The sequence below is a fragment of the Clostridium tunisiense TJ genome (assembly GCF_000300195.1).
Classification (GTDB): domain Bacteria; phylum Bacillota; class Clostridia; order Clostridiales; family Clostridiaceae; genus Clostridium_J; species Clostridium_J tunisiense.
This window is the reverse complement of record NZ_AMQH01000009.1, coordinates 16,543-38,717: the sequence shown is the minus strand read 5'-3', so window position 1 is coordinate 38,717 and position 22,175 is coordinate 16,543. Positions and strand designations below refer to the sequence as shown.

Annotated in this window: 19 protein-coding genes; 16 read left to right on the top strand and 3 right to left on the bottom strand. The window is 31.4% G+C overall.

What is annotated here, in order from left to right; translation table 11 throughout:
• Together C661_RS0108025 and C661_RS0108020 are read left to right on the top strand one after the other, a co-directional pair.
• Window positions 1-528, top strand: a complete 528-nt coding sequence (locus tag C661_RS0108025) for a GrpB family protein (protein WP_017414794.1) — start codon at window positions 1-3, stop codon at window positions 526-528.
• Between the two features lie 68 nt (window positions 529-596).
• Window positions 597-1,547, top strand: coding sequence for an aminoglycoside phosphotransferase family protein (locus C661_RS0108020; protein WP_017414793.1), 951 nt, complete (start codon window positions 597-599; stop codon window positions 1,545-1,547).
• A gap of 176 nt (window positions 1,548-1,723) precedes the next feature.
• On the opposite strand, the gene C661_RS0108015 is transcribed toward C661_RS0108020, so the two are convergent.
• The gene (locus C661_RS0108015; protein WP_017414792.1) at window positions 1,724-3,355 is read right to left on the bottom strand and encodes a hypothetical protein; all 1,632 of its coding nucleotides are present in this window, start codon (window positions 3,353-3,355) and stop codon (window positions 1,724-1,726) included.
• Window positions 3,356-3,937: 582 nt separating this feature from the next.
• Here C661_RS0108015 and C661_RS0108005 point away from each other — a divergent pair.
• Window positions 3,938-4,669, top strand: coding sequence for a hypothetical protein (locus C661_RS0108005; RefSeq protein ID WP_017414790.1), 732 nt, complete (start codon window positions 3,938-3,940; stop codon window positions 4,667-4,669).
• Window positions 4,670-4,852: 183 nt separating this feature from the next.
• Here C661_RS0108005 and C661_RS21485 read toward each other — a convergent pair whose 3' ends face one another.
• Entirely contained in the window at window positions 4,853-5,803 is a 951-nt protein-coding gene (locus C661_RS21485) for a DMT family transporter (protein WP_017414789.1), read from the bottom strand.
• A 248-nt stretch (window positions 5,804-6,051) separates the two neighbouring features.
• On the opposite strand from C661_RS21485, the gene C661_RS21480 reads away from it, so the two are divergent.
• A complete protein-coding gene (locus C661_RS21480; RefSeq protein WP_017414788.1) occupies window positions 6,052-6,279 on the top strand; it encodes a YciI family protein in 228 nt (75 codons plus the stop codon).
• A gap of 83 nt (window positions 6,280-6,362) precedes the next feature.
• Here the strand turns inward: C661_RS21480 and C661_RS0107990 are convergent, their stop codons facing one another.
• Window positions 6,363-7,457, bottom strand: coding sequence for a GGDEF domain-containing protein (locus C661_RS0107990; protein ID WP_017414787.1), 1,095 nt, complete (start codon window positions 7,455-7,457; stop codon window positions 6,363-6,365).
• Between the two features lie 748 nt (window positions 7,458-8,205).
• Here C661_RS0107990 and C661_RS0107985 point away from each other — a divergent pair.
• The 12 genes from C661_RS0107985 (at window position 8,206) to C661_RS0107925 (ending at window position 21,947) form a co-directional block, all read left to right on the top strand.
• On the top strand, window positions 8,206-8,817 hold the full coding sequence (locus C661_RS0107985; protein ID WP_017414786.1) for a class I SAM-dependent methyltransferase: 612 nt from the start codon (window positions 8,206-8,208) through the stop codon (window positions 8,815-8,817).
• Window positions 8,818-9,041: 224 nt separating this feature from the next.
• The gene (locus tag C661_RS0107980; protein ID WP_017414785.1) at window positions 9,042-9,305 is read left to right on the top strand and encodes a hypothetical protein; all 264 of its coding nucleotides are present in this window, start codon (window positions 9,042-9,044) and stop codon (window positions 9,303-9,305) included.
• 654 nt (window positions 9,306-9,959) lie between these two features.
• Window positions 9,960-11,288, top strand: coding sequence for an MFS transporter (locus tag C661_RS0107970; RefSeq protein ID WP_242825986.1), 1,329 nt, complete (start codon window positions 9,960-9,962; stop codon window positions 11,286-11,288).
• 401 nt (window positions 11,289-11,689) lie between these two features.
• Window positions 11,690-13,384: a peptide ABC transporter substrate-binding protein gene (locus C661_RS0107965; protein WP_017414783.1), complete on the top strand. Its 1,695-nt coding sequence runs from the start codon at window positions 11,690-11,692 to the stop codon at window positions 13,382-13,384.
• A gap of 67 nt (window positions 13,385-13,451) precedes the next feature.
• Window positions 13,452-14,393 (top strand): ABC transporter permease, encoded by a 942-nt coding sequence (locus tag C661_RS0107960; protein WP_017414782.1) that lies wholly within the window; start codon window positions 13,452-13,454, stop codon window positions 14,391-14,393.
• Between the two features lie 4 nt (window positions 14,394-14,397).
• Entirely contained in the window at window positions 14,398-15,315 is a 918-nt protein-coding gene (locus C661_RS0107955; RefSeq protein WP_017414781.1) for an ABC transporter permease, read from the top strand.
• Window positions 15,316-15,327: 12 nt separating this feature from the next.
• Window positions 15,328-16,347 (top strand): ABC transporter ATP-binding protein, encoded by a 1,020-nt coding sequence (locus tag C661_RS0107950; RefSeq protein ID WP_017414780.1) that lies wholly within the window; start codon window positions 15,328-15,330, stop codon window positions 16,345-16,347.
• Window positions 16,347-17,315 carry an ABC transporter ATP-binding protein gene (locus tag C661_RS0107945; protein ID WP_017414779.1) on the top strand — a complete coding sequence of 323 codons (969 nt, stop codon included), beginning with the start codon at window positions 16,347-16,349 and terminating at the stop codon, window positions 17,313-17,315. The genes C661_RS0107950 and C661_RS0107945 overlap by 1 nt, the downstream gene beginning before the upstream one ends.
• A 335-nt stretch (window positions 17,316-17,650) precedes the next feature.
• The gene (gene purR / locus C661_RS0107940; RefSeq protein ID WP_017414778.1) at window positions 17,651-18,475 is read left to right on the top strand and encodes a pur operon repressor; all 825 of its coding nucleotides are present in this window, start codon (window positions 17,651-17,653) and stop codon (window positions 18,473-18,475) included.
• 300 nt (window positions 18,476-18,775) lie between these two features.
• On the top strand, window positions 18,776-19,063 hold the full coding sequence (gene spoVG / locus C661_RS0107935) for a septation regulator SpoVG (protein WP_017414777.1): 288 nt from the start codon (window positions 18,776-18,778) through the stop codon (window positions 19,061-19,063).
• A gap of 516 nt (window positions 19,064-19,579) precedes the next feature.
• Window positions 19,580-20,950, top strand: coding sequence for a bifunctional UDP-N-acetylglucosamine diphosphorylase/glucosamine-1-phosphate N-acetyltransferase GlmU (glmU, locus tag C661_RS0107930; RefSeq protein WP_026050985.1), 1,371 nt, complete (start codon window positions 19,580-19,582; stop codon window positions 20,948-20,950).
• A gap of 40 nt (window positions 20,951-20,990) precedes the next feature.
• Window positions 20,991-21,947 (top strand): ribose-phosphate diphosphokinase, encoded by a 957-nt coding sequence (locus tag C661_RS0107925; protein ID WP_017414775.1) that lies wholly within the window; start codon window positions 20,991-20,993, stop codon window positions 21,945-21,947.
• The last annotated feature ends 228 nt before the right edge of the window (window positions 21,948-22,175 follow it).

The following is a 22,175-nucleotide window of genomic DNA, read 5'->3' as shown; positions in this document are numbered from 1 at the left end:
ATGATAGGGTTAAAGCGAGGGTTCGTAGAGTTACGAGAATATACATATGAATGGAATAGTTTATATCAAATAGAAGAAGAAACTCTTAAAAATTTAATAAAAGAGTATTTTATAGATATACAACATATAGGTAGTACTTCAGTGGAAGGACTTAAAGCTAAGCCAATTATTGATATTATAATTGGAGTTAAGAATTTTAACGACCTAGAGATAATTATTGAAAAATTACAGCAGGGGGGATACAACTATAGACATAATGCAAGTACTAAGGAAAGAATTTTATTTGTTAAGGGGAATGAGGAAGAAAGAACTCATCACATTCACATAGTTCAATGGATGGATGAAGAGTGGAATAACAATATTATATTTAGAGATTATCTAAGAAAACATAGTGAAGTTACAAAGGAGTATTCTGAACTTAAGGATAGACTTGCTGATATATTTAAAGAGGATAGGTCTTCATATACAAGTGGTAAAAATCAGTTTATTCAAGATATTATTAAAAAAGCAAAGAGAGAGTTTTTATAAAATAGGGTATCGTATAAATCTGCTGTAGGTTATAGAGAGGTGGGTTTATGTGATAAGAAGGGGAAAATATGAGGGGATTATATACAGAAAAAATCACAGATGATAATAAGATAGATATGTTTAAGAGTATCTTAGGAAAGATTAAACCAGAAATTACAGAGAAGTTAGATATAGAACAATTTCATGATGATGGGGAAGGTGAAGATAGGATTTATAATGTCTATAAGATAATAGCAGGAGAGGAAAAATATATTCTGAAGAAGTCAGAGGATAATGAAATAAAAGTATATGAAAAATTCCTTTTATATAAAAATCTTCCTGTGCCAAAATTAGAGGGATGGACATGTGTTGGTAACACCAAGTGGATATTAATAGAATATATTAAGGGACAAGATTTAAGAAACTTTAATGAAGGTATGGCACATGGTTGTGCTGAAAGCCTTGCTAAAATATTCAATACTTACTGGCAAGAAAGTAACTTCGAAGGGAATAAGCTAGATAATAGATTTGAGAGATATTGGACAAGAATTAATAAAAGAGCACAATGTCTTAAAAATGAGCCTAAATTATCTTCGGCTTATAAAGCTTTTTTAGATAGGCAGTTAGTATGTCCAAGAACTTTGTGTAATGGGGATTTTTTGCAGTTTAACGTAATAGAAAGTAAGGAATCTATAGTCTTAATAGACTGGGCTTTTGCAGGAATCATGCCCTACTCTTTAGATATTGCTCGATTGATAAGTCATGGTTCAGAAAAATACTTTCCTTTTCCATTTTATATGACCGATGAATATAGAAAGATTTTTGTAAAAGGTGTTTATGAAAGATTGATATACAAACCAAACTATAAACAGTTTATTTGGGATGTAATACTTTCATGTTTAAATGAGTGCATTGAATTTATTGAAAGAGAATTAAAGGATGACACCATGGAAAGAGATGAAGGCTTTGATTATTATTACAAAAATGCAGAGGCTTTGGCTGATATAATTTTAAAGGGTAAAGAGCATCTGGTAGTTTAGAGCAATACCAGTAAATAAATTAATTTTAGTTGTATAAATTAAAGCATTAAGACTGAAAATCTTAATGCTTTTCTATTAGTTTATAAGTAAGGCTACAGTTATTTTATAAAGGAAATTATCTTAATTTTTTTTATAACTTTTAAAAATCAAGAAAATTAATTTTAGCTTAAAAGTCCTTATTTTATTAGCTTAAGCACTTCATTATAATACTCATCTTTGCTAGTATATCTATTCTCCTTTGATACTTCCAATATATAACCTTCTCCATTTTTAAGTTTCTCTATTACTTTAGCCATATCCTGTTGTACTAGTACTTGAGGTGTGGCTACCACCTTACCAATGAAGGTTCCATTACTGTCCACTACTTTTACATTTTGAGCATTGATAGTAAGGTTAGAGTTTGGAAGAATAACTGAGGTTGATAAAGAAGTATCAGCATAATCTTGCAAATTAAATTTGCCATTTGATATAACAGTACAAGAATTTTGGTCAATTGCAGTTTTAAGTATTTCCTTGGTTAGGTCACCACTAAAGTAGGTGTCATATAGGATGAAAATCTTGCCCTTATATTTACTTAATCCCTTAAGATCAATTGTATTGTTTTTTAAAATATGATACTTGGTTAAAGGATACACCTTTTCTAGTGAGGAAATAGAAGAGGTAACCTCAGTGTTAAAGGGATGGCTACTTATTCTATAATGTTCAATGTAGGCATCATTGATTTCATTTTTTTCCATTACATAATAATTAGAATAGCTTAAGTTCATAGGCAATACAGAAGTTAAGATATCCCTAAATAAGGCATCGTTAGTACTACCTCTAAGATCTAGTATAAGATAATCACTTTTATCTATTATATTAAATAACTTCTCTCTTTCTTGGTCATTATTCATATGCGTATCATCTTCACTAAAGGCAGAGAAATTTAAAGTAACTACTTTGTTTTCCTCAAAGATATTTAAGAAATTACCCTGGTTATTGCCAGTTGTACCTGGTACAAAATTAGTTTCAAAAGCCTTAAACCCATTTTCTAGTATGGGTTTTGTTTTGTCATAGGAAGTAACATTAACCTTTTTTTCTTCGCCCATATAGTTTTTAATAACCATATTTTTTGGAATATAATCTTTAAAGGAAAATAAATGTTGAACTACATATTTCTCATGAGTGTAATCATAGAATGCAAAATACTTATCACTTTGAATAGTTTTAGAATATTCATCAACAGACATGTCATTGACACGGATTACTTCATCACCAACATGTACTTCAGGATTTTGGCTCATAGTTATATAATAACTACCATTAATATACATTGCATTTATATTGCAAATATATTTAAAGGAATCAGAGAAATTCTTTGAATATTCTTTTTCAATAGGCTCCCACTTTAGTTTTGCTTCCTTGAGTTTTTCAAAGTAACCTTTTCCTTGAGTTTCACTTTTATCTAAATGCAGGTAGGCATTACTCATACTATCTGTACCAACATTAATTTGCCCATAGGTAAACTTTCTTAGCATCTGTCGTATTTGGAAATAAAACTCCTTATCTGAAGGGGTTTTTGAAATTGAAGCTATTATTTTCTTTTTTTCTTTAAGAAGGTCTTGCTCTGTAGTAGCTTTTACCTCATCAAAATAGGGATAGGTTTTCTCGAGAAAGTTCATCAAATACTCTGCATCTGCTTTCTTTTCATCATAGGAAAGCCCGTCTTTATTTGAGTATTTAATATCACCAAGAGAATATAGACCTAATAGCAAGGCCACTAATAAAGCTCCCGAAAGAATAAAGACCTTCAATTTTTTATTATCCATTAACTTAACCACCTTTCAAGTAATAAAAAAGAAATTACAAATATACAGTATATGGTATATATATATTATAAAACAATAAGTTTAGTTCATGGCGAAGTTCTGTAAAAAAAAATTCGGTTAAATATTTTTACAATACCGCGGAGGTATGGCATAAAAGCAATGCAAATTAGTTATTATAACCAGGCTATATTATGGTGAAAATAGTGGTTATTAATATAATTGAAATAATACTTAAGGTAAGTTCAAAGTTGGTTTTACAAAATAATCTCATAGATAAAAGAGGAGAAGGTGTATACATAGTCCTTTATAAAGTAAACTTTTATAGTGGCTAAAAATCATTATTAACAACTCTTAAATTCATACAGAAAGCTTGTTTATGTAGAATATTAAGTAAAAACATCCATATAACTATAAGGTGTGGAAAATTAATCATACTTTGGAGTATAATCCGACCCTTATTATAGAAAAATAAACTTAAAAATCAAAGGTTGGTTATTGTAGATAAACTTCTTCCAAGGTTATTAATTAAAATGAGCTTATTAAAGCTCATTGACTACTATTAAGTTATAGAGGGTGTTGAGAATGAAAAAAGGCTTAAAAATACTTGTAGCATGTTGTGCAATATCAATAGTTTTTGCAGGTTGTCAAAGTAAAAATGGAGATAGTGGTTCTTCAATACCGGTGAATAATTCCATATCGAGTGTTAACTCTAATGTGCCTGAGGGGTATAAGGTCATAGGCGAGATTAGAGAGAAAAATATATACTTGTTTGGAAAAGAAGGAGAAAAAGCTGGTTATGAAAAGATTATTGTTCAAGGCAATAGAAGTAAGAAAGAATTTGACTGGAAGAGTGTGATGAACACACCAACTATTTCACTTTCTGATCTGAATAATGATGGTAAGGAAGAATTAATCATAGTACTTACAACTGGATATGGTACAGGATTTCTTGAGCAAAAAATACATGTGGTAAACTTAGAAAATATGGGTGAGTATGAGGTTCAGAGTCCAGTAGATATAGCAAGGAGTAATATCAAAGTAAGCCTGTGTTCTGAGAAGGTTATATTTTCCTTAAATGAAAAAGAGGTTAGTTATTCAATAAAGGATAAGATTAAAACCACTGCTGAGGAAGAATTTAAAAATCTAACTTACGGTACTTTTATAACGTATTACTTAGAAGATAATAAAATTAAAGCAAAAATAGATGCAGCCATAAGCCCCGATTTTTCTTTAGCAGAATTTGAAATTAGCTACAAGTTTTCAGAAGAAGGATTTGTTTTAGATGAATTAAAAGTTTACAAAAACAAAGAATAGATAATTTGTAAAATAGCTGCTAAGCATTTAGTAATTTTATTTTATATTTGCAAAGGTCTCCAAAATTTAAATAAAACTCCTCATAAGTAAATGTACCTATGAGGAGTTGTTTTATGTGTAATTTTTAGTATATATTTTAAAAATAAGTTTTACATTATTATAATTAGCTTACTTAGCTAAAACCTAATTAGCTATATTTTTAGCATTGTCCTCTAGGATTTCTTTAGGGATTTTGCTTCCAATATAGTTAGTTCCAAAGACTCCTATAAGGATTAACGCAGAGCCTATTAGGTGGAAGAATCTAAAGTCTTCCTTTAGGAACACAACTCCAGCAATTATAGAAACTATAGTAGAAAAGTTTCCAAGAATAGCTGATTTAGAAGCTTCTAGTTTTGATAAAGAATAGTTAATAAATAAGAAAGCAACTATAGAGGATAATATTCCAAGATATAACAGAGCCATAAGAAAGCCTTTGTTTCCAAGAGGCTGAAAAAACTGTGCTAAGGTACCTTTTGTTATATGTTGAATAATGGACATTAAAGTAAAGGTTATAGCCCCCAAGCCCATCATATAATAGGTGATTTCTATAGGAGTAAACTCTTTAGAAAGCTTTCTTGATATAAGATTGAATACAGTAGCAGAGATTACTGCTATAAGTAAGCATAGAAAACCTATTATATTTACAGAACCGGAAGAATTTCCACTCATCAGTATGATGAAAATTACTCCCACAACTGAAGTTATGATAAATATCCATTGAAGTGGGGTTGGTTTTTCCTTAAGAAAGTAAGCAGAAAATACAGCTACAGTGATGGGAATTAGGGCAATTACTACTCCAGCTATAGAACTAGAGGAATTTTTAATTCCATAGGTTTCAAATATAAAATAAATTATAGGCTGCATTAGTCCAAGAATAAAAAGGGACTTTAAGTTTTTGTTCTTATAATCTACTTTTATAAGTTTAGTTAGTACTAAAACAGACATAATTGTAAAAGCTAATAAGAATCTAAAGGAAAGCAAGGTAAAAGTATCTACTATCTTTAAGGCAACACTAGAGAACATGAAACTAAGACCAAAGATAGAAGATGCAGTAATACCTGCGAGTATAGGTAATGCTGAACGTTTTGTGCTCATGAAAATCCTCCTCAATTTTTAGCGATTCATTTTAAAATATAGAATATCATTCACTATTGTGATTATTACTGAAAAAAATTTATTTTTAGTAATATTTTTTATGCCTAAAACATACATATTGTATTGTAAGACAAGCTAATAAAATTAACAATACTAAAATAAAATTTTATGATTTCTATTGACAGACGAACAACTGTTCGATATACTGTAAATAGTTAATTGTGGAACCAAACTAGGGGGAATAGAAAATGGGTAACGTAGATTTTTTAATAGAGTTAAAGTATAAAGCAGATGGAAAAGGACTTGAAGGAATGTCTTTTATAGAAAATAAAATGAAGGAAGCTTCTAAATACTTTCTTTGTGGAGGCATCTTAAATAAAAATGGTGGAAAGCTTATTTTTAAAGCAAGAAATATAGAAGAGGTTAACGAATTTGCAAAAAGTAATCCTATGGCTAAATTGGTTATATGTAATTAAGATAAAAAAAGTATGCTAGATACGAACTGACCCTATTTAAGTAACAGGGAGAAGTTTGATAAAACTTAGCATACTTTTTTATTTTAATCGGCTAAACAGCTACTATTAAGACAAACCTTATTACGACCGCTATGCTTTGCATTATAAAGAGCTACATCAGCTTGTTCTTTTAAGTAATTTAAATTTGATAAAGTGTCTGGATAGGAAGAAACTCCTACAGATACAGTGACATTTATATATTTATCTTCTCCAATGTGGATGTTATAGCCTTCAATAGCATTTTTAATTCTTAAAGCAACTTCCACAGAATGGTCTTTTGGGCAGTCAACAAGTAGAGCACAAAATTCCTCACCACCAACTCTTCCTATAATATCAAAGCTCCTGGCGGTATTACCTATAACCTTTGCAACTTCCTTTAATACTATATCACCTATAGAGTGACCATAGGTATCATTTACCTTCTTAAAATGATCAATATCTATCATAAGACAAGATAGTTTCTCTTCATTTTTCAAGGCCCTTTCCGTAGCTGCATTTAGCATACTGTCAAATTGTCTAGTATTATAGAGACCAGTAAGAAAGTCTTTTGTAGAATCCTTCTTGTACCGCTTATATAATTCATTGGAACTACGAACATATTCTAGCAAATAATATTCTAGTGTAGCAGCAAATATTATGACTAAGGAAAACTGAAGAAGTATTAAATGAACCTTTTCTACATCTATCAAGAGATAGTAGAAAGCTGATACTAGAATAATTAGAGAAGTTAAAGTTTTATAGACCCATCTTTTCCAGTCTTTTTTTATTCTTTTATCAATGATATAAAAGGATATTATATATAATATTATTTGAAACAAGGAAACTGTAGAGGATATATTTAAACCAAAATAAGTTCCCCGAAATATCCATATAATAATTCCTGAAATTATAGTAGAAACAGTACCTCCTAAATAGGAAACCATCATGATTGCAAAAATTCTCAAATCTAATAAGGTGGTAGTACCGCTAATTTTAATGGTATATATCATCATCAGAATACCTAAGAGTCCACCTGAAATCCCCAGTACAATTTTTCCGTATATAGAGTTTAATGTATCGTCAGATATGTCTTTTAAAATGTGACCTGCAACAAAGGTTGCGGACACAAGTATTAATAAGTTAATAAATAAATCATTCATGAATTTCACCTCTCCATTAATTTCTTCTTAGTTATATAAAGCAATAATTATAATTTTTTAAAACTTTAAAAGTAATTTCTGAAGCATAGATTTAAGTAGGTGTAAAACCTAAGGAAGTGAGATTTTAGAAATTACAAATATAGAGATAAATTTCTTACTACCGTTAATAAGTTTCTATTGAGCTAAAGTTTATTCATAAAAAGACTTTTGTAATTTTAAAAAAGTATTTATTTAATTATACTTTATCTATATAAGTAAATAAAAGTAAATTTTGAGGTTTTATACCAAAAGCATGTTGGAGTTTGAATTTCGAAGTAAGTGGTTAATCTTTTTTATGGGAAAGATTATTATAAGTATTCTTCAACCTTATGATGAATTTATTCTAATATAGTTTTACTCTGCAATAAGCAGAGAATATAGATAAAATCAAATAAATAAAAGGTATTCATATCATAAATAGTAAGAATAACTTTAAATAACATTCTGAATGTTTATGTAATTAAGTGATTTATGAAAGTATTTTATGTATAATAATATGTAGAAAATAACTGGAGAGAAAAAGGTCTTGAGATTTTTAATTCCATTACAAGGGGAAGATTCAGACCTAAATTATAGATAACTATTTTGTCCCCTTAAGATTTTCAGGGACGATTAAATAATGAACAAGTTCATTTTGTAGAGTGGCTTTGAAATAAGTAAGAAACACTTAAATGGTAAATATAAAAATAATTTAAGAAGGAGAATAAATATGAACTTTGATAAAAGAGCGTTAACTTGGGATGATGAATATAGGGCTAGTAGAGCAAAAATTATTGCACAGGAAATAAAAAAAATGATTCCTATGAAGGAAGACTATAAGGCATTAGAATTTGGGTGCGGAACAGGCCTTATAAGCTTTAATCTTTATGATAAGTTTAAACATATTACTCTTGTAGACACGTCTAGGGGAATGATTGAAGTTGTTAACTCAAAAATACAACAATATGAAGCTAATAATATGATAGCTTATGAAAAGGATATAAACAGTAAGTCGTTTATGGGAAAGTATGATGTGGTTTATACTTCCATGGTACTTCATCATATTGATGATTTAAAAAAAACTATAGAAAATTTAGCAGCTAGGGTAAATAAGGATGGATATTTATGTATTGTAGATTTAACCAAAGATGATGGAAGCTTTCATAAATTAGAAAAGGATTTTAGGGGACATGATGGGTTTGAAGAAGAAGAACTAAAAAGTCTACTAAGTAAGGCAGGACTAAGTGATATAACCTATAAGGTTTTCTTTAATGGGAAGAAGAATGTTGAAGGAGAAGAAGTGGATTACTCCTTATTTATAATGGTGGCAAGTAAAAGATAGAGGATATATTTTAATAGCATAGGAAAGCATAAAAATAGTATAGGAGCTTATATTAAGAAAAGTAAATCTAATTCAAAGCAACTATAAAATATGTAAAAAGCTATTAAGGATTAATTTTAAAAGGATATTGTATAATATAAAAGTTATTAAATATTTAAGTAAATTTTGCCCTATGGGAAACACTATACTAGTGATAGAATTTGGTGTAACGGAGGATAAAGTTTATGGAAAACTTAGAAGCTGCAATAGAAAGAATTAAAATAATGGAGTGTCCTACAGGAGAAGTGGAAAAGAAAATTGCCAATATACTAGAGGAATATGAAGTAGGAAGTAAAAGCAGTATTGAAGTAGTAAGGAATGAGTCTTCTGATGAAAATGAAGCGCAGGGCTATGTTGCTAAGATTAATGGAAGTAAAGCATTAACAGTGCTTGCAACTTCAGGCATGGATGATTATGTAGCCAAAGTTGTAGATGTACATGAGTGCTAAAGCTATGTCAAAAGAACAGTAACTAAATTTACAGTTTAGTTACTGTTTTTCACTTTAAATATATAATATGGAAGGGTATGAAGAGAAGGTTTATATAAATGAGTAGTAATAGAATATGAAAACTAAAAGGAAAGTATAAAATAGTATAAAATGAAGCTATAAGAAAAAATGCAAAAATATATTGACTTATCTGTAAAAAAATAGTATATTTATACTATTGTAAATTTTCTTAAAAAAGGAGGTTGTGACTAATGAGTACTTTAAATTTTAATAAGAAGAATTTTAGTGGATTACTTAATAATATACACGGCCTTCATGAATGGTTTTTGTAATTAATTTGTTTTTTTAGTCATGGGGTTGTTGTAGCCCTATGACTTTTTTAATTTCTATAAAACCCCAAGGCACAGTGTGCTTATGGGGTGGCAAAATGAGCTTATAAAGTAAACCTAAAGGGTTTATTAAAATTCTGCTTATTAAATTGTTAATTAGAAAGTCATAAAATATTTCCATGGTAAAGGGACCAGGAAAGTTTTATGACTTTTTTATTTTATAAAAACTAGTATTACACATTATCTATGTCCATAGAGATACAGGAAGCTAAAGTAGGTTTATAAATCAGATGTAGTTTTACCTTAAGTATTAATATAGCTTAATATGATCAACTTAGAAGTTTATGACTTTATAACGGATAATGGTGAACTTAAAAGGAGTGATGAAAATATGACAGGATTAAAAAAAGCTTTGAGAAGATTATTAAAACCTTACATGGGTCTACCTAAGGAGGTTTACATAATATTTCTTTCAAAGGTTGTAAATGCCTTAGGGTGTTTTGTTATGCCCTTGCTCACAATTATATTAAAAGATAGCATAGGACTTTCAGATGAGATGACAGGAGCTTATATTAGTGCTTCTGGACTTTTATATCTACCAGCTTCCGTAATTGGAGGGAAGCTTGCAGATACCATTGGAAGAAAAAAAGTTATAGTAGTGTTTGATTTTCTTGCTACAGTACTTTATATTTCTTGCAGCTTCATGGAGCCTAGTATGACTATGGTTTACACTATAATGCTAGCGGGAGCTTGTATGGTAGCAGCTGGACCTGCTCATGATTCTCTACTGGCAGATATAACTACTAGTGAAAATAGAGAAGGAGCATATTCATTAGTTTATATGGGGTGGAATTTAGGCTTTGCAGTAGGCCCTGTTATTGGTGGGATTCTTTATGAAAACAACTTGCATTTAGTTTTTATAGGAGATGCTATTACAGCATTAATATCTCTTGGAATAATCACATTTTTTATAAAAGAAACTATTCATACAACTAAAGAAGAAATTAAAGATGAAAGTCGAGCTTTAGAAAGAAGAGAAGAGGGTTCAATTTTTTCTGTACTTAGAAAAAGACCAATACTTATATATTTTGCTCTTATAGTATTTTGGTTTAACTTTTCCTACTCTCAATGGTCATTTTTAATGCCTCTTCATGTTTTAGAATTATACCCTTCAGGTAAGGCAAAGTTCTTTGGATTACTTTCTGGACTTAATGGGGTAGTGGTAATTATATGTACACCTCTAGTGACCTTTTTACTACAAAATGCAAAAAGTATTAGAAAAACTGTGTATGGAGGTCTATTGTATGCCATAGGTTTTGGTATGTTAGGCTTTTTTAATGCCTTGCCACACTTTTTCCTAAGTGTAGTTATCTTCACTCTAGGGGAAATTGTCCTTGCAATTAGTACCTCTCCTTTTATAGCAAACCATACTCCGGCATCTCATAGGGGAAGAATGAGTGCGGTGCTTCCAATAATCTTTGGCGCAGGTCACACCCTAGGACCTATTGGAATGGGAAAAATTTTAAATCTAACCAGCATAGAAGGTGGGTGGAAGCTTGTTGGGGTCATATGTATAATTGCTTCAGCTATAATGCTTAGCTTAGAAGCTTGGGAAAGAAAAGCTCATTACACAGTTGTGGAAGAGGCAAAGTAAAAATGAAGGGTTATCTGAACAGAGTTTCAGGTAGCCTTTTTTATTTGTACGAAAGTTTAGTGTTACTTCATCAATTTCATATAATTATATAATATTTCTCAATATAAAGAATAAAATTCACAATAAAAAGACTTATATTGAGTTTTATGAAAATTCTTTCAGCTAAAATTATCGATTTTTTTATTCTAAATCGGCATATATAAATCCTCCTACATGCCGAAAACTAGTTTAATGTAAATTATTAACATGAATGTCATAAAAATTTTGGAATTAAGGGAAGAAAATTGAATATATTTATAAAAATGCTTTAAAGCAATTTTTTACAAATTTAAAAATGCTCACCTCTGGTAGAAATTTTTTTCTATCAACTAAACTAAATGTATGTTGAAGGAGGATTTTAAATGAAAAGTAAAAAGGTACTTACTCTACTTACTGCCACATTAATAGCAGTTTCTACGGTTTTATCAGGCTGTGGGAAAGATAAGCCAAAGGAGGCTCAAGGGGGAATTGATAAGGATCAAACTTTAAATTACTGTTTCATATCAGATGTAAGAAGTCTTGACCCATCTATCAACGATGATACCTATGGAGGAATGGTTTTAACTGATACTATGGAAGCTCTAACTAGAGTGGAGCAGGATGAAAAGGGAAATGATGTGATTAAACCAGCAGGGGCTACAAAATGGGATGTGTCACCAGATGGACTTACTTATACTTTCCACTTAAGAGATTTTAATTGGGAAGATGGCAAAAAAGTTACATCAAAGGACTATGCTTATTCTTTAATGAGAACTTTAGAACCAGCTACAGGAGCTACTTATGTTCAATTAATAGATATGATTAAGGGAGCTTCAGCTTATAATGGCGGTACAGGGAAAAAAGAAGATGTTGGTATTACAACGCCAGATGACAATACCTTAGTAATCACTTTAGAAAAACCTACTCCTTATTTTATGAATTTAACTTACTTCACACTATTTATGCCACAAAGACAAGACATGGTTGAAAAGAATGCAAAGAATTATGGAGCAGATGCAGGTACATTACTTTCCTGTGGACCATTCAAATTAAAAGAATGGGTCCATGATAGCAAGATAGTACTTGAAAAAAATGAAGCCTATTATGATAAAGATAAAGTTAAATTAAATACAGTTAATATTAAAGTTATAAAAGAAGAAGAAGCTGAAATGCAAGAGTTGTACAACGGCGGACTTGATATGGCTAACGTAACTAAACAAGACTGGAAGGAAAAGTTTAATTCCACAGGGAAAATGGACCTTCTTGAAAACATTGAGCCTAGTACATCCTATTTCCACTTCAATCAAACTGCAACTATAAATGGAGTAAAGCTTTTCAGTAATGCAAAGGTTAGAAGAGCCTTCTCTGTTGCTTTAGATAGGCAACAAATCGTTGATATGATTAATGACGGAGCAGCAGTACCAGCAACAGGTTGGGTTCCGTTAAGATTACAATTAAATGGAGAAGAGTTTAGAAAAATTTCTGGCTTTGACCCTGTTACTGAATTACAAAAAGAAGTTAAAGATCCTAAAGCTTATCTAATTGAAGGATTAAAAGAGCTTGGAGCAGATCCAGATCCATCTAAATACACTGTTCACTATATTGTTGGAAACACTTCAGCATTAGGTAAGAAAAATGCAGAGGTTTATCAACAAATGCTTCAAAAGGCATTAGGTGTAAACATTGCTATTGATACAGTTGAAAGTAAGGTTAAGAGAGATAGAATTAAGGCTTTAGATTATGAATTATCTAACCTTGCATGGATTGGGGATTACAATGACCCATCAACTTTCATGAACATGTGGTATACAACTAGACCAAACTATAATACTGGTTGGGCAAATAAGAAATATGATGAGTTAATGGATAAAGCTAGTTCAACTTCAGACCAAAAACAAAGATTACAATATTTCAAGGATGCTGAAAAAATATTAGTTTATGAAGATGCAACTATTGCCCCTACAGTATTTAATAAGCATAGTGAATTCCAATATAAATATGTTAAAGGTGTTATGAGACCTACATTCGGAAGTATCTGCGAGTTAAAATACGCATATATTGAAGGCAAATCTAAATAGAGTTTGTTGTATTGCAGCAGAAAATCTCTGCTGCAATATCTTCATATAGAATAGGGGGAGGATGTGCTTGTTAAAGTATATATTTAAAAGATTGATATATATGATTTTCACACTCTGGGTTATTATAACAATTACCTTCGTACTTATGCATGCCATACCTGGAGATCCATTAGGGGATAAGGTTGAAAAGTTAAATGAACAGGTTAAACAAAATTACTATGAAAAATATGGCTTAAATAAATCACTGCCAGAACAATATGTTTACTACTTAAAAGGAATTGTAACTCACTTTGATTTAGGGGAATCCTTTGATCATCCAGGAAGAACTGTTAAAGATATTATAGTTAATAATGCACCTATTTCAGCAAAGATTGGAGCCGAGGGCTTAGTGCTTGGAGTAACCTTAGGAATAGCTTTAGGAGTAATTGCTGCTTTTAACAGAGGAAGATATCCAGATTATATTGTTATGGTTATAGCACTTTTAGGGGTTGCCATACCTGGATTTGTATTTGCAGCACTACTTCAATTTTTCTTTGGATTTAAGCTTAAGTTGCTACCAATACAAGGATATGAGGGTTTCAAATATACAATTTTACCAGCTATAGCCTTAGGATTACGTTCAGTGGCTGTTTATGCAAGATATATGAGATCTAGTACTCTTGATGTAGTAAATCAGGACTATATATTAACTGCAAAGGCAAAAGGTGTTTCAGATATTTCATTAGTTTGGAAGCATATCATAAGAAATGCCATTCTTCCAGCCATAACTATATTAGGACCACAAATTGCAATGATATTTACAGGGGCCTTTGTAATTGAAACTATTTTCTCTATTCCAGGTTTTGGACAATATTACGTTACTTCTGTAACATCAAAGGATTATATGATGATAATGGGTCAAACCATTTTAATATCAGCTCTGTATATATTCTCTCTTTTAATAGTTGATATTATCTATGGGTTAGTGGATCCAAGAATCAGAGTTCAAGGTAATAAAGATAGGGGGTAATGGTATGTCTGAAATGAGTTCAGAAAAACTGGCTATTATAGGCTGTAATAATTTAAATAGTGAAAAGATTAATCGTCCTAGCATGAGCTATTGGCAGGATGCAAGAAGAAGATTAAAGCAAAATAAAGTAGCTATGATAGCATTAGTTTTATTAATCATAATTGCAATCATGACAGTTATAGGACCTTATATGGCTAAATTTGACTTTGCAGCAATTGATGCTAAGGCAAGAAATGTAAGACCCAATGCAGAGCATTGGTTTGGAACGGACAGTGTTGGAAGAGATTTGTTTGCTCGTATTTGGGTCGGAGGTAGAGTTTCAATCATTATTGGAATCGTTGGGGCAGTCATAGATATATTAATTGGGTTAGTATATGGAGGAGTAGCAGGGTACTTTGGTGGAGTTGTTGACAATATAATGATGAGAATTATAGAAATTATAGGCTGTATACCAGATATGGTAGTTATAATTCTTATCTCACTTTTACTAAAGCCAGGGCTAGTATCACTAATTATTGCCATAACCATAACAGGTTGGATAGGAACTGCCAGAATGGTTAGAGGGCAGGTGCTTCAAATAAAGGAACTTGAATATGTAGCAGCTGCTAAGGCTTTGGGGGCAAAACCCTTTAGAATTATTGCAAAACATGTAGTTCCCAATATCATGAGCATTGTTATAGTTGTACTTACTATGGAAATTCCAGGACTGATCTTTACTGAAGCTTTCCTAAGTTTTGTAGGACTTGGAATTCAACCACCTAGTACCAGTTGGGGTGCCTTAGCTGCAGATGCTAGGACAACATTCTTATTCCATCCCTATCAGTTATTATTCCCAGCAATATTAATAAGCTTAACAATGTTATGCTTCAACTTGCTTGGTGATGGGTTAAGAGATGCTCTAGATCCAAAGCTTCGTCAATAAGGGGGTACACATATGGAAAAGTTATTAGAAGTTAATAATTTAAAGGTTTCTTATCATACCTATGCTGGAGAGGTTCAATCTGTAAGAGGGATAAGCTTTCATTTAGATAAGGCTGAAACTCTAGCTATAGTTGGAGAGTCAGGCTGCGGAAAAACAGTTACTTCAAAGGCTATATTAAGATTAATACAAACTCCACCAGGGGAAATAAAAAAGGAATCAGAGATTAATTTTTGTGGAAAAGACATACTTAAAATGAGTAAAAGAGAGCTCATTGACTTAAGAGGTGGGGAAATAAGCATGATATTTCAAGATCCTATGACCTCTTTAAATCCTACAACTAAGATTGGACATCAAATTGCAGAGAGCTTAATAATTCATAGAGGTCTAAATAAAAATGAGGCCTTAAAAGAAGCAGTAAAAATTCTCGAGCTAGTTAGAATCCCTAATGCTGAAAAAAGAGCAAACCAATATCCTCATCAATTTTCAGGGGGAATGAGACAAAGGGTATCCATAGCTATAGCTCTTGCTTGTAATCCTAAGATATTAATTGCAGATGAGCCCACTACAGCACTAGACGTTACTATACAGGCTCAAATAATGGGACTTATGAAGGATCTTCAAACTAAGTTTGGAACCTCAATAATAATGATTACTCATGATTTAGGTTTAGTGGCTACAGTGGCTGATAGGGTACAGGTTATGTATTCGGGTCTCATAGTTGAGAGGGGCACAACTGAAGAAATATTCTATAATTCTAAGCACCCTTATACTTGGGCACTTATAAAATCTGCACCACAGTTAAATTCAAAGAATAAAGCTTCATTATATTCAATTAGCGGAACTCCGCCAGACCTATTAAAGCCACCAGTAGGATGCCCATTTGCAGCAAGGTGTGATTACTGTATGCAGGCATGTCTTGAAGAAATGCCTGGCTCAACAAAGATCAGTGATACTCATTCAGTGTCTTGTTGGCTTATGCATCCTAAGGCACCAAGAGTGGAATCTCCACTTAGAGCAGGAGGTATTGAGTAATGGAAGAAAAAAAGCCTAATGATATATTATTAGAAGTTAAAAATCTAAAGAAATATTTTAAGGTTGGAAGAAAAGCTACACTAAATGCAGTAGATGATGTAAGCTTTTATATAAGAAAAGGTGAAACCTTAGGACTGGTAGGGGAGTCCGGTTGTGGGAAGACCACCTGTGGAAAGACTATCTTAGGATTATATTCTGCCACTGGTGGAGAGGTTATCTATGAGGGAAGAGATATTCATTCCCTTAATCCTAAGGAACTTAGAAGTTTCTCCAAAAAAGCTCAAATAATATTCCAAGACCCTTATGCTTCCTTAAATCCTAGAATGACAGTTGGCGATATCATAGCTGAAGGAATTGATATTCACGGACTTTACAAGGGTAAAGAAAGAATAGATAAAATACAAGAAATGCTAGATAAGGTTGGATTAAATTCTGAGCATGCTCAAAGATTTCCTCATGAGTTTTCAGGAGGGCAAAGACAAAGAATAGGTATAGCTAGAGCACTTGCTATAAACCCAGAATTTATAGTATGTGATGAGCCTATCTCAGCTCTTGATGTTTCTATTCAAGCACAAGTAGTAAATCTATTAATTGAGCTTCAAAAGGAAATGGGGCTAACATACCTGTTTATCGCTCATGACTTATCCATGGTAAGGCATATATCTGATAGGGTAGGAGTTATGTACCTTGGAACTCTAGTTGAACTTGGAGGAAGTAATGATCTATATGAGAGGCCGCTTCATCCTTATACTCAAGCTTTACTATCAGCCATTCCAATTGCAGACCCAATAGTAGGTAAGTCTAAGGTTCAAATACCTTTAGAAGGTGAAGTAACAAGCCCTATTAATCCAAAACCAGGCTGCAGATTTGCACCAAGATGTAAATACGCAAAAAAGATTTGCAGTGAAGAACTTCCTAAACTTAGGGAAATAGAAAAGAACCACTTTGTAGCTTGTCATATATTATAATTAATGAATATATAACAGATAAGGAACAGACTTAAGAGGTAAGTCTGTTCCTTTAAATAATGAACAAGTTCATTTTGTAGAGAGACTTTGAAAGGAAATTTAGCTCCCACCAAAGTTAAATTTTTATGCAAAGAAGCACACATAAAAAGGATGGGGGGAATTATACTTCTAAAACATGGGTAAAATCTATGCTGAAAATCCTATAGGTTTATATATCCGAACTTAAGTAAATAATAAATTAAAAATATACTTTGCGAAAATAATTGTAATATGAAGGAAAAAACTATAAAATAATAAAAGTATAATAATAAAGATTCGGAAAGGTTTGTATAGCCATGGGAAAAGGTAATGATAAGTTTAGTAGAAATGAAAGGGTAGTTGGAATTACTAAAATTTTGACTGAAAACCCTAATACAGTGATAAATTTAAGTACTTTTACAGAACTATTTAATGCAGCTAAGTCTACTGTTAGTGAAGATATAGTTATTGTGAGAGAAATATTAGAAGAGCTATCAATGGGAAAGGTTGAAACCGTTGCAGGAGCTGCAGGTGGAGTTAAGTTTATAAATAATATATCAGATAGTGAGAAAGATAGGTTTTTACAGGAACTTTGTAAAGCACTAAGAGAAAGTTCCAGAGTAATTCCAGGAAATTTTTTATATATTACTGATATTGCTTATAATCCAGCTCTAATACACAATGCAGCAGTAGCGCTAGCATCCAGGTTTTCTCATCTAGAGGTGGACTATGTCGTAACTATAGAAACCAAAGGTATTCCACTTGCTTATGAGGTAGCAAAGCAACTAGGAATTCAGCTGGTTACAGTAAGACATGATACCAAATTCACAGAAGGGACCACTGTGAGCATTAATTATGCATCGGGTTCAAGCAATCGACTTCAAACCATGTCTCTTTCAAGAAAATCAATGAATAAAAATAGCAAATGTATTTTCATTGACGATTTTATGAGAGCAGGAGGAACTGCTAAGGGCATAAAGGAGCTACTTAATGAATTCGACAGCGAACTTTTAGGTTGTGGCTTCTTAATTGACAACATAGAGATGAAAGATAAGCTTGTAAAAGATTATGTTTCCTTAGTGGAATTTTCAGGCATAGATGAAGAAGGAGTAGCTATAGTTAGCCCTTCTAAAAACATGTAAATTTTCATGTTATATAAGCTTCCAGGCTATAGTTTTAATATTGTATATAAAAATCTTTGAAAAAGCCTAAATGAATTCACATAAAAGTGAAATTCTCAAATTTGCTTTATATGAGAGAAAAATATATACATTATACAAAAGAAGGAACTGATGAAAAGTAGATTTAGTAATAATTTTCCATAAATGTCGATAAATTTATGTGTTAAATTGACTTAAAATATTAAATTTTTCAGAATATTAGAAGGATTTTCGATGGAAATGGAGAATAACTAATTCAACAACATCTTGGAGGTGGAATACATGCAAATTACTGATGTGAGAATAAGAAAGATAGCTAGTGAAGGAAAAATGAAAGCTATCGTATCTATAACTTTAGATAATGAATTCGTTGTTCATGATATAAAAGTTATAGAAGGACAAAACGGAAACTTTATCGCTATGCCAAGTAGAAAAACTCCAGATGGAGAATTTAAGGACATAGCACATCCAATCAATACAGAAACTAGAGAAAAAATACAAAAGGCAATTCTTGATGAATACGAAAAAGTTAAGAATGAAGAGCCTTTAGTAGATGAAATAAGTAACTAAGAAAAAAGGAGTAATTATCTCCTTTTTTTTATTTTGAAATAAATACCCTTACTGGAAGTTACTGTTACAATCAGTTTTAGTTGTTAACAATAAAAATTCATAACAATTAAAGTTATAAGCAACTAAGATTAACTACAATTCCCATGGTTAATAAGGATATTTACCACAATGAGGTTCTGACAACTTTAATTTTACACAATAAGTATTTCGCAAGAATGTAATATAATACGAACATAATAAAAATATGTGAATGTTAATTGAATTTTCTAATAAAGCCTTCGGTTATTGAAAAAGTTTGTCACATAAAATATAATAAAGAGGAATGTTATATATGGGTATCACTAATGATTTTTCTACAAGAGTATATATTATTCGTTAAATGGTGAATAAGGTTACTTTATTCGGTAATTTTAGAAGGAGTGGAAGCTCTTAATAAATATTCATTCATATAGAGGTTATGCTTTGAAGAAGATGAAGGGAATAGCCTTGAAAAATGTTATTAAAGAGGTGTTGAGAGTGTATAAATGTGCTATTATTTTAGCCGCTGGTGAAGGAAAGAGAATGAATTCAGATACGCCAAAGGTACTACATCAAGTGTGTGGCAAGGAAATGATAAACCATGTAATAGATAACATAAGAAGTTGCAATATAGAAGATGTAAATGTAGTTATTGGAAAAGGTGCTGAAAAAGTTAGAAAAGGTACCGAAAGCAGAAATATTTACTACTCAGTTCAAGAGGAGCAATTAGGTACTGGCCATGCAGTAATGTGTGCAGAGGAATTCTTAAAAGGTAAAACTGGATCAGTTGCAATTTTTGTAGGAGATGGTCCTCTTATTACAGAAGGTACTGTTAATAACTTAGTTAATTATCATGAAGAAGGAAATTATAATGCAACAATCCTAACTTCCATAATGGCGGAACCAGCAAAATACGGTAGAATTATAAGAAATTCTAAAGGTGAAGTAGAAAAAATAGTAGAGTTTAAAGATTGTACTCCATCAGAAATAGAGGTTAAGGAAATTAACTCAGGAATGTATTGCTTTGATATCGAAGATCTTTTAAATACCTTATCAAAACTTAATAACAATAATAATCAAGGGGAATACTATTTAACTGATGTAATTGAAATTTTAAAAAAAGAAGGAAAAAAAGTTGGAGCTGTTGACGTAACTGTAGAGGAAATTACCGCAGTAAATTCCAAGGTAGAACTAGCAGCAGCTGAATCTATCATGAGAGAAAGAATTAATAAGAAACATATGGAGAATGGAGCAATAATCATTGATCCAAAATCTACTTATATAGACTGGAATGTTAAAATTGGAAAAGATACTGTGATTTATCCAGGAAATATGCTTCAAGGAAATACAGTAATTAAAGATAATTGTATTCTGTACCCAAACAATAGAATTAGTAATTCTGTTATTGAAAATAATGTTACAGTGCAAAATTCAGTAGTTCTAGACAGTAATGTTGGAGAAAATACTACAGTAGGTCCTTTTGCATATATAAGACCAGACACTAATATTGGTAAGAATGCAAGAATAGGTGACTTTGTAGAAATTAAAAAATCAACTATTGGTGATGGAACAAAGGTATCTCACTTAACTTACATAGGAGATGCAGAAGTAGGCCGTGATTGTAACTTTGGTTGTGGAACAGTAATTGTAAATTATGATGGTAGAAGTAAGAATAAAACTGTTATAGAAGATAATGTGTTTATTGGATGTAACTCAAATCTTATTTCTCCTGTAGTTGTAGAAAAGGACACTTATATTGCAGCGGGGTCTACAATTACACATAGGGTGCCAAAAGGTTCACTAGCAATTGCTAGAGCAAAACAAGTAAACAAAGAAAACTGGGTTTATGAAAAATACAACAAAAAATAAATAATAACACAAATAAAACAAAATAGGAGGACTATACATAATGATAACTCATGGAAAAAACATTAAAATCTTCACAGGTAATTCTTATCCAAAACTAGCTCAAGACATCGCAGATAGACTAGGACTTAAAATTGGTGAGTCTCAAGTAGGGACTTTTAGCGATGGAGAAATATCTGTAAACATTGCAGAAACTGTTAGAGGACTTGATGTGTTTGTAATTCAACCAACAAGTGCCCCAGTTAATGATAACTTAATGGAGTTATTAATAATGATTGATGCCTTTAAGAGAGCATCAGTAGGAAGAGTTACAGCAGTTATGCCTTATTACGGATATGCAAGACAAGACAGAAAAGCTAAGGCAAGAGATCCAATCACAGCAAAACTAGTTGCAGATTTAATTACTGCTGCAGGAGCTGATAGAGTTTTAACTATGGACTTACACGCAGCTCAAATTCAAGGCTACTTCAATATTCCAGTAGATAACTTAATGGGAGCACCTATACTAAGTAACTACTTTGTTGAAAATGGCTTTGCAGACCAAGAAGATGTAGTTGTTGTTTCTCCAGACCTTGGAAGCGTGTCAAGAGCTAGAAAATTTGCTGATAGATTAAATGCACCAATAGCAATTATAGATAAGAGAAGACCAAAGGCAAATGTGGCTGAAGTTATGAATGTTATAGGAGATATTAAAGGTAAAAGAGTTATCTTAATTGACGATATGATTGATACAGCAGGAACTATTTGTAACGGAGCTAATGCTTTAGTAAAAATGGGAGCTAAAGAAGTTTATGCTTGCTGTACTCATGCAGTATTATCAGGTCCTGCTATTGAAAGAATTCAGGATTCGGTTATTAAGCAATTAATAATGTTAGATACAATTCATTTACCAGAAGAAAAAGCAATAGATAAGATTAAAATTTTATCTGTAGCGCCAATTTTTGCAGAAGCTATTAAGAGAATTTATGAAGATGTTTCTGTAAGTAAATTATTTGACTAAGAATAATTAATAGAATATAATTTATAAAAAACATGCGTTACTTTAGCTGTAACGCATGTTTTTTATAAATATTTTGTTAATTATATTAATTTTACAGAAAATTTCTCAAATTTATTGGGTATTATTATATAATACAAAGTAAAAATGGTGTAAAATAGAAGACACGGGCTTCTAAGGCAAAAGTTAAATGTAGGTATGTCTGAAAGGTTCTAAGAAATCAATATAAGA

What these genes read in the sequence shown, in the direction of transcription:
- C661_RS0108025 (WP_017414794.1), top strand. Translation starts at nt 1, where the DNA reads ATGATAGGGTTAAAGCGAGGGTTCGTAGAGTTACGAGAATATACATAT.
- C661_RS0108020 (WP_017414793.1), top strand. Translation starts at nt 597, where the DNA reads ATGAGGGGATTATATACAGAAAAAATCACAGATGATAATAAGATAGAT.
- C661_RS0108015 (WP_017414792.1), bottom strand. Translation starts at nt 3,355, where the DNA reads ATGGATAATAAAAAATTGAAGGTCTTTATTCTTTCGGGAGCTTTATTA.
- C661_RS0108005 (WP_017414790.1), top strand. Translation starts at nt 3,938, where the DNA reads ATGAAAAAAGGCTTAAAAATACTTGTAGCATGTTGTGCAATATCAATA.
- C661_RS21485 (WP_017414789.1), bottom strand. Translation starts at nt 5,803, where the DNA reads ATGAGCACAAAACGTTCAGCATTACCTATACTCGCAGGTATTACTGCA.
- C661_RS21480 (WP_017414788.1), top strand. Translation starts at nt 6,052, where the DNA reads ATGGGTAACGTAGATTTTTTAATAGAGTTAAAGTATAAAGCAGATGGA.
- C661_RS0107990 (WP_017414787.1), bottom strand. Translation starts at nt 7,457, where the DNA reads ATGAATGATTTATTTATTAACTTATTAATACTTGTGTCCGCAACCTTT.
- C661_RS0107985 (WP_017414786.1), top strand. Translation starts at nt 8,206, where the DNA reads ATGAACTTTGATAAAAGAGCGTTAACTTGGGATGATGAATATAGGGCT.
- C661_RS0107980 (WP_017414785.1), top strand. Translation starts at nt 9,042, where the DNA reads ATGGAAAACTTAGAAGCTGCAATAGAAAGAATTAAAATAATGGAGTGT.
- C661_RS0107970 (WP_242825986.1), top strand. Translation starts at nt 9,960, where the DNA reads ATGATCAACTTAGAAGTTTATGACTTTATAACGGATAATGGTGAACTT.
- C661_RS0107965 (WP_017414783.1), top strand. Translation starts at nt 11,690, where the DNA reads ATGAAAAGTAAAAAGGTACTTACTCTACTTACTGCCACATTAATAGCA.
- C661_RS0107955 (WP_017414781.1), top strand. Translation starts at nt 14,398, where the DNA reads ATGTCTGAAATGAGTTCAGAAAAACTGGCTATTATAGGCTGTAATAAT.
- C661_RS0107950 (WP_017414780.1), top strand. Translation starts at nt 15,328, where the DNA reads ATGGAAAAGTTATTAGAAGTTAATAATTTAAAGGTTTCTTATCATACC.
- C661_RS0107945 (WP_017414779.1), top strand. Translation starts at nt 16,347, where the DNA reads ATGGAAGAAAAAAAGCCTAATGATATATTATTAGAAGTTAAAAATCTA.
- purR (WP_017414778.1), top strand. Translation starts at nt 17,651, where the DNA reads ATGGGAAAAGGTAATGATAAGTTTAGTAGAAATGAAAGGGTAGTTGGA.
- spoVG (WP_017414777.1), top strand. Translation starts at nt 18,776, where the DNA reads ATGCAAATTACTGATGTGAGAATAAGAAAGATAGCTAGTGAAGGAAAA.
- C661_RS0107925 (WP_017414775.1), top strand. Translation starts at nt 20,991, where the DNA reads ATGATAACTCATGGAAAAAACATTAAAATCTTCACAGGTAATTCTTAT.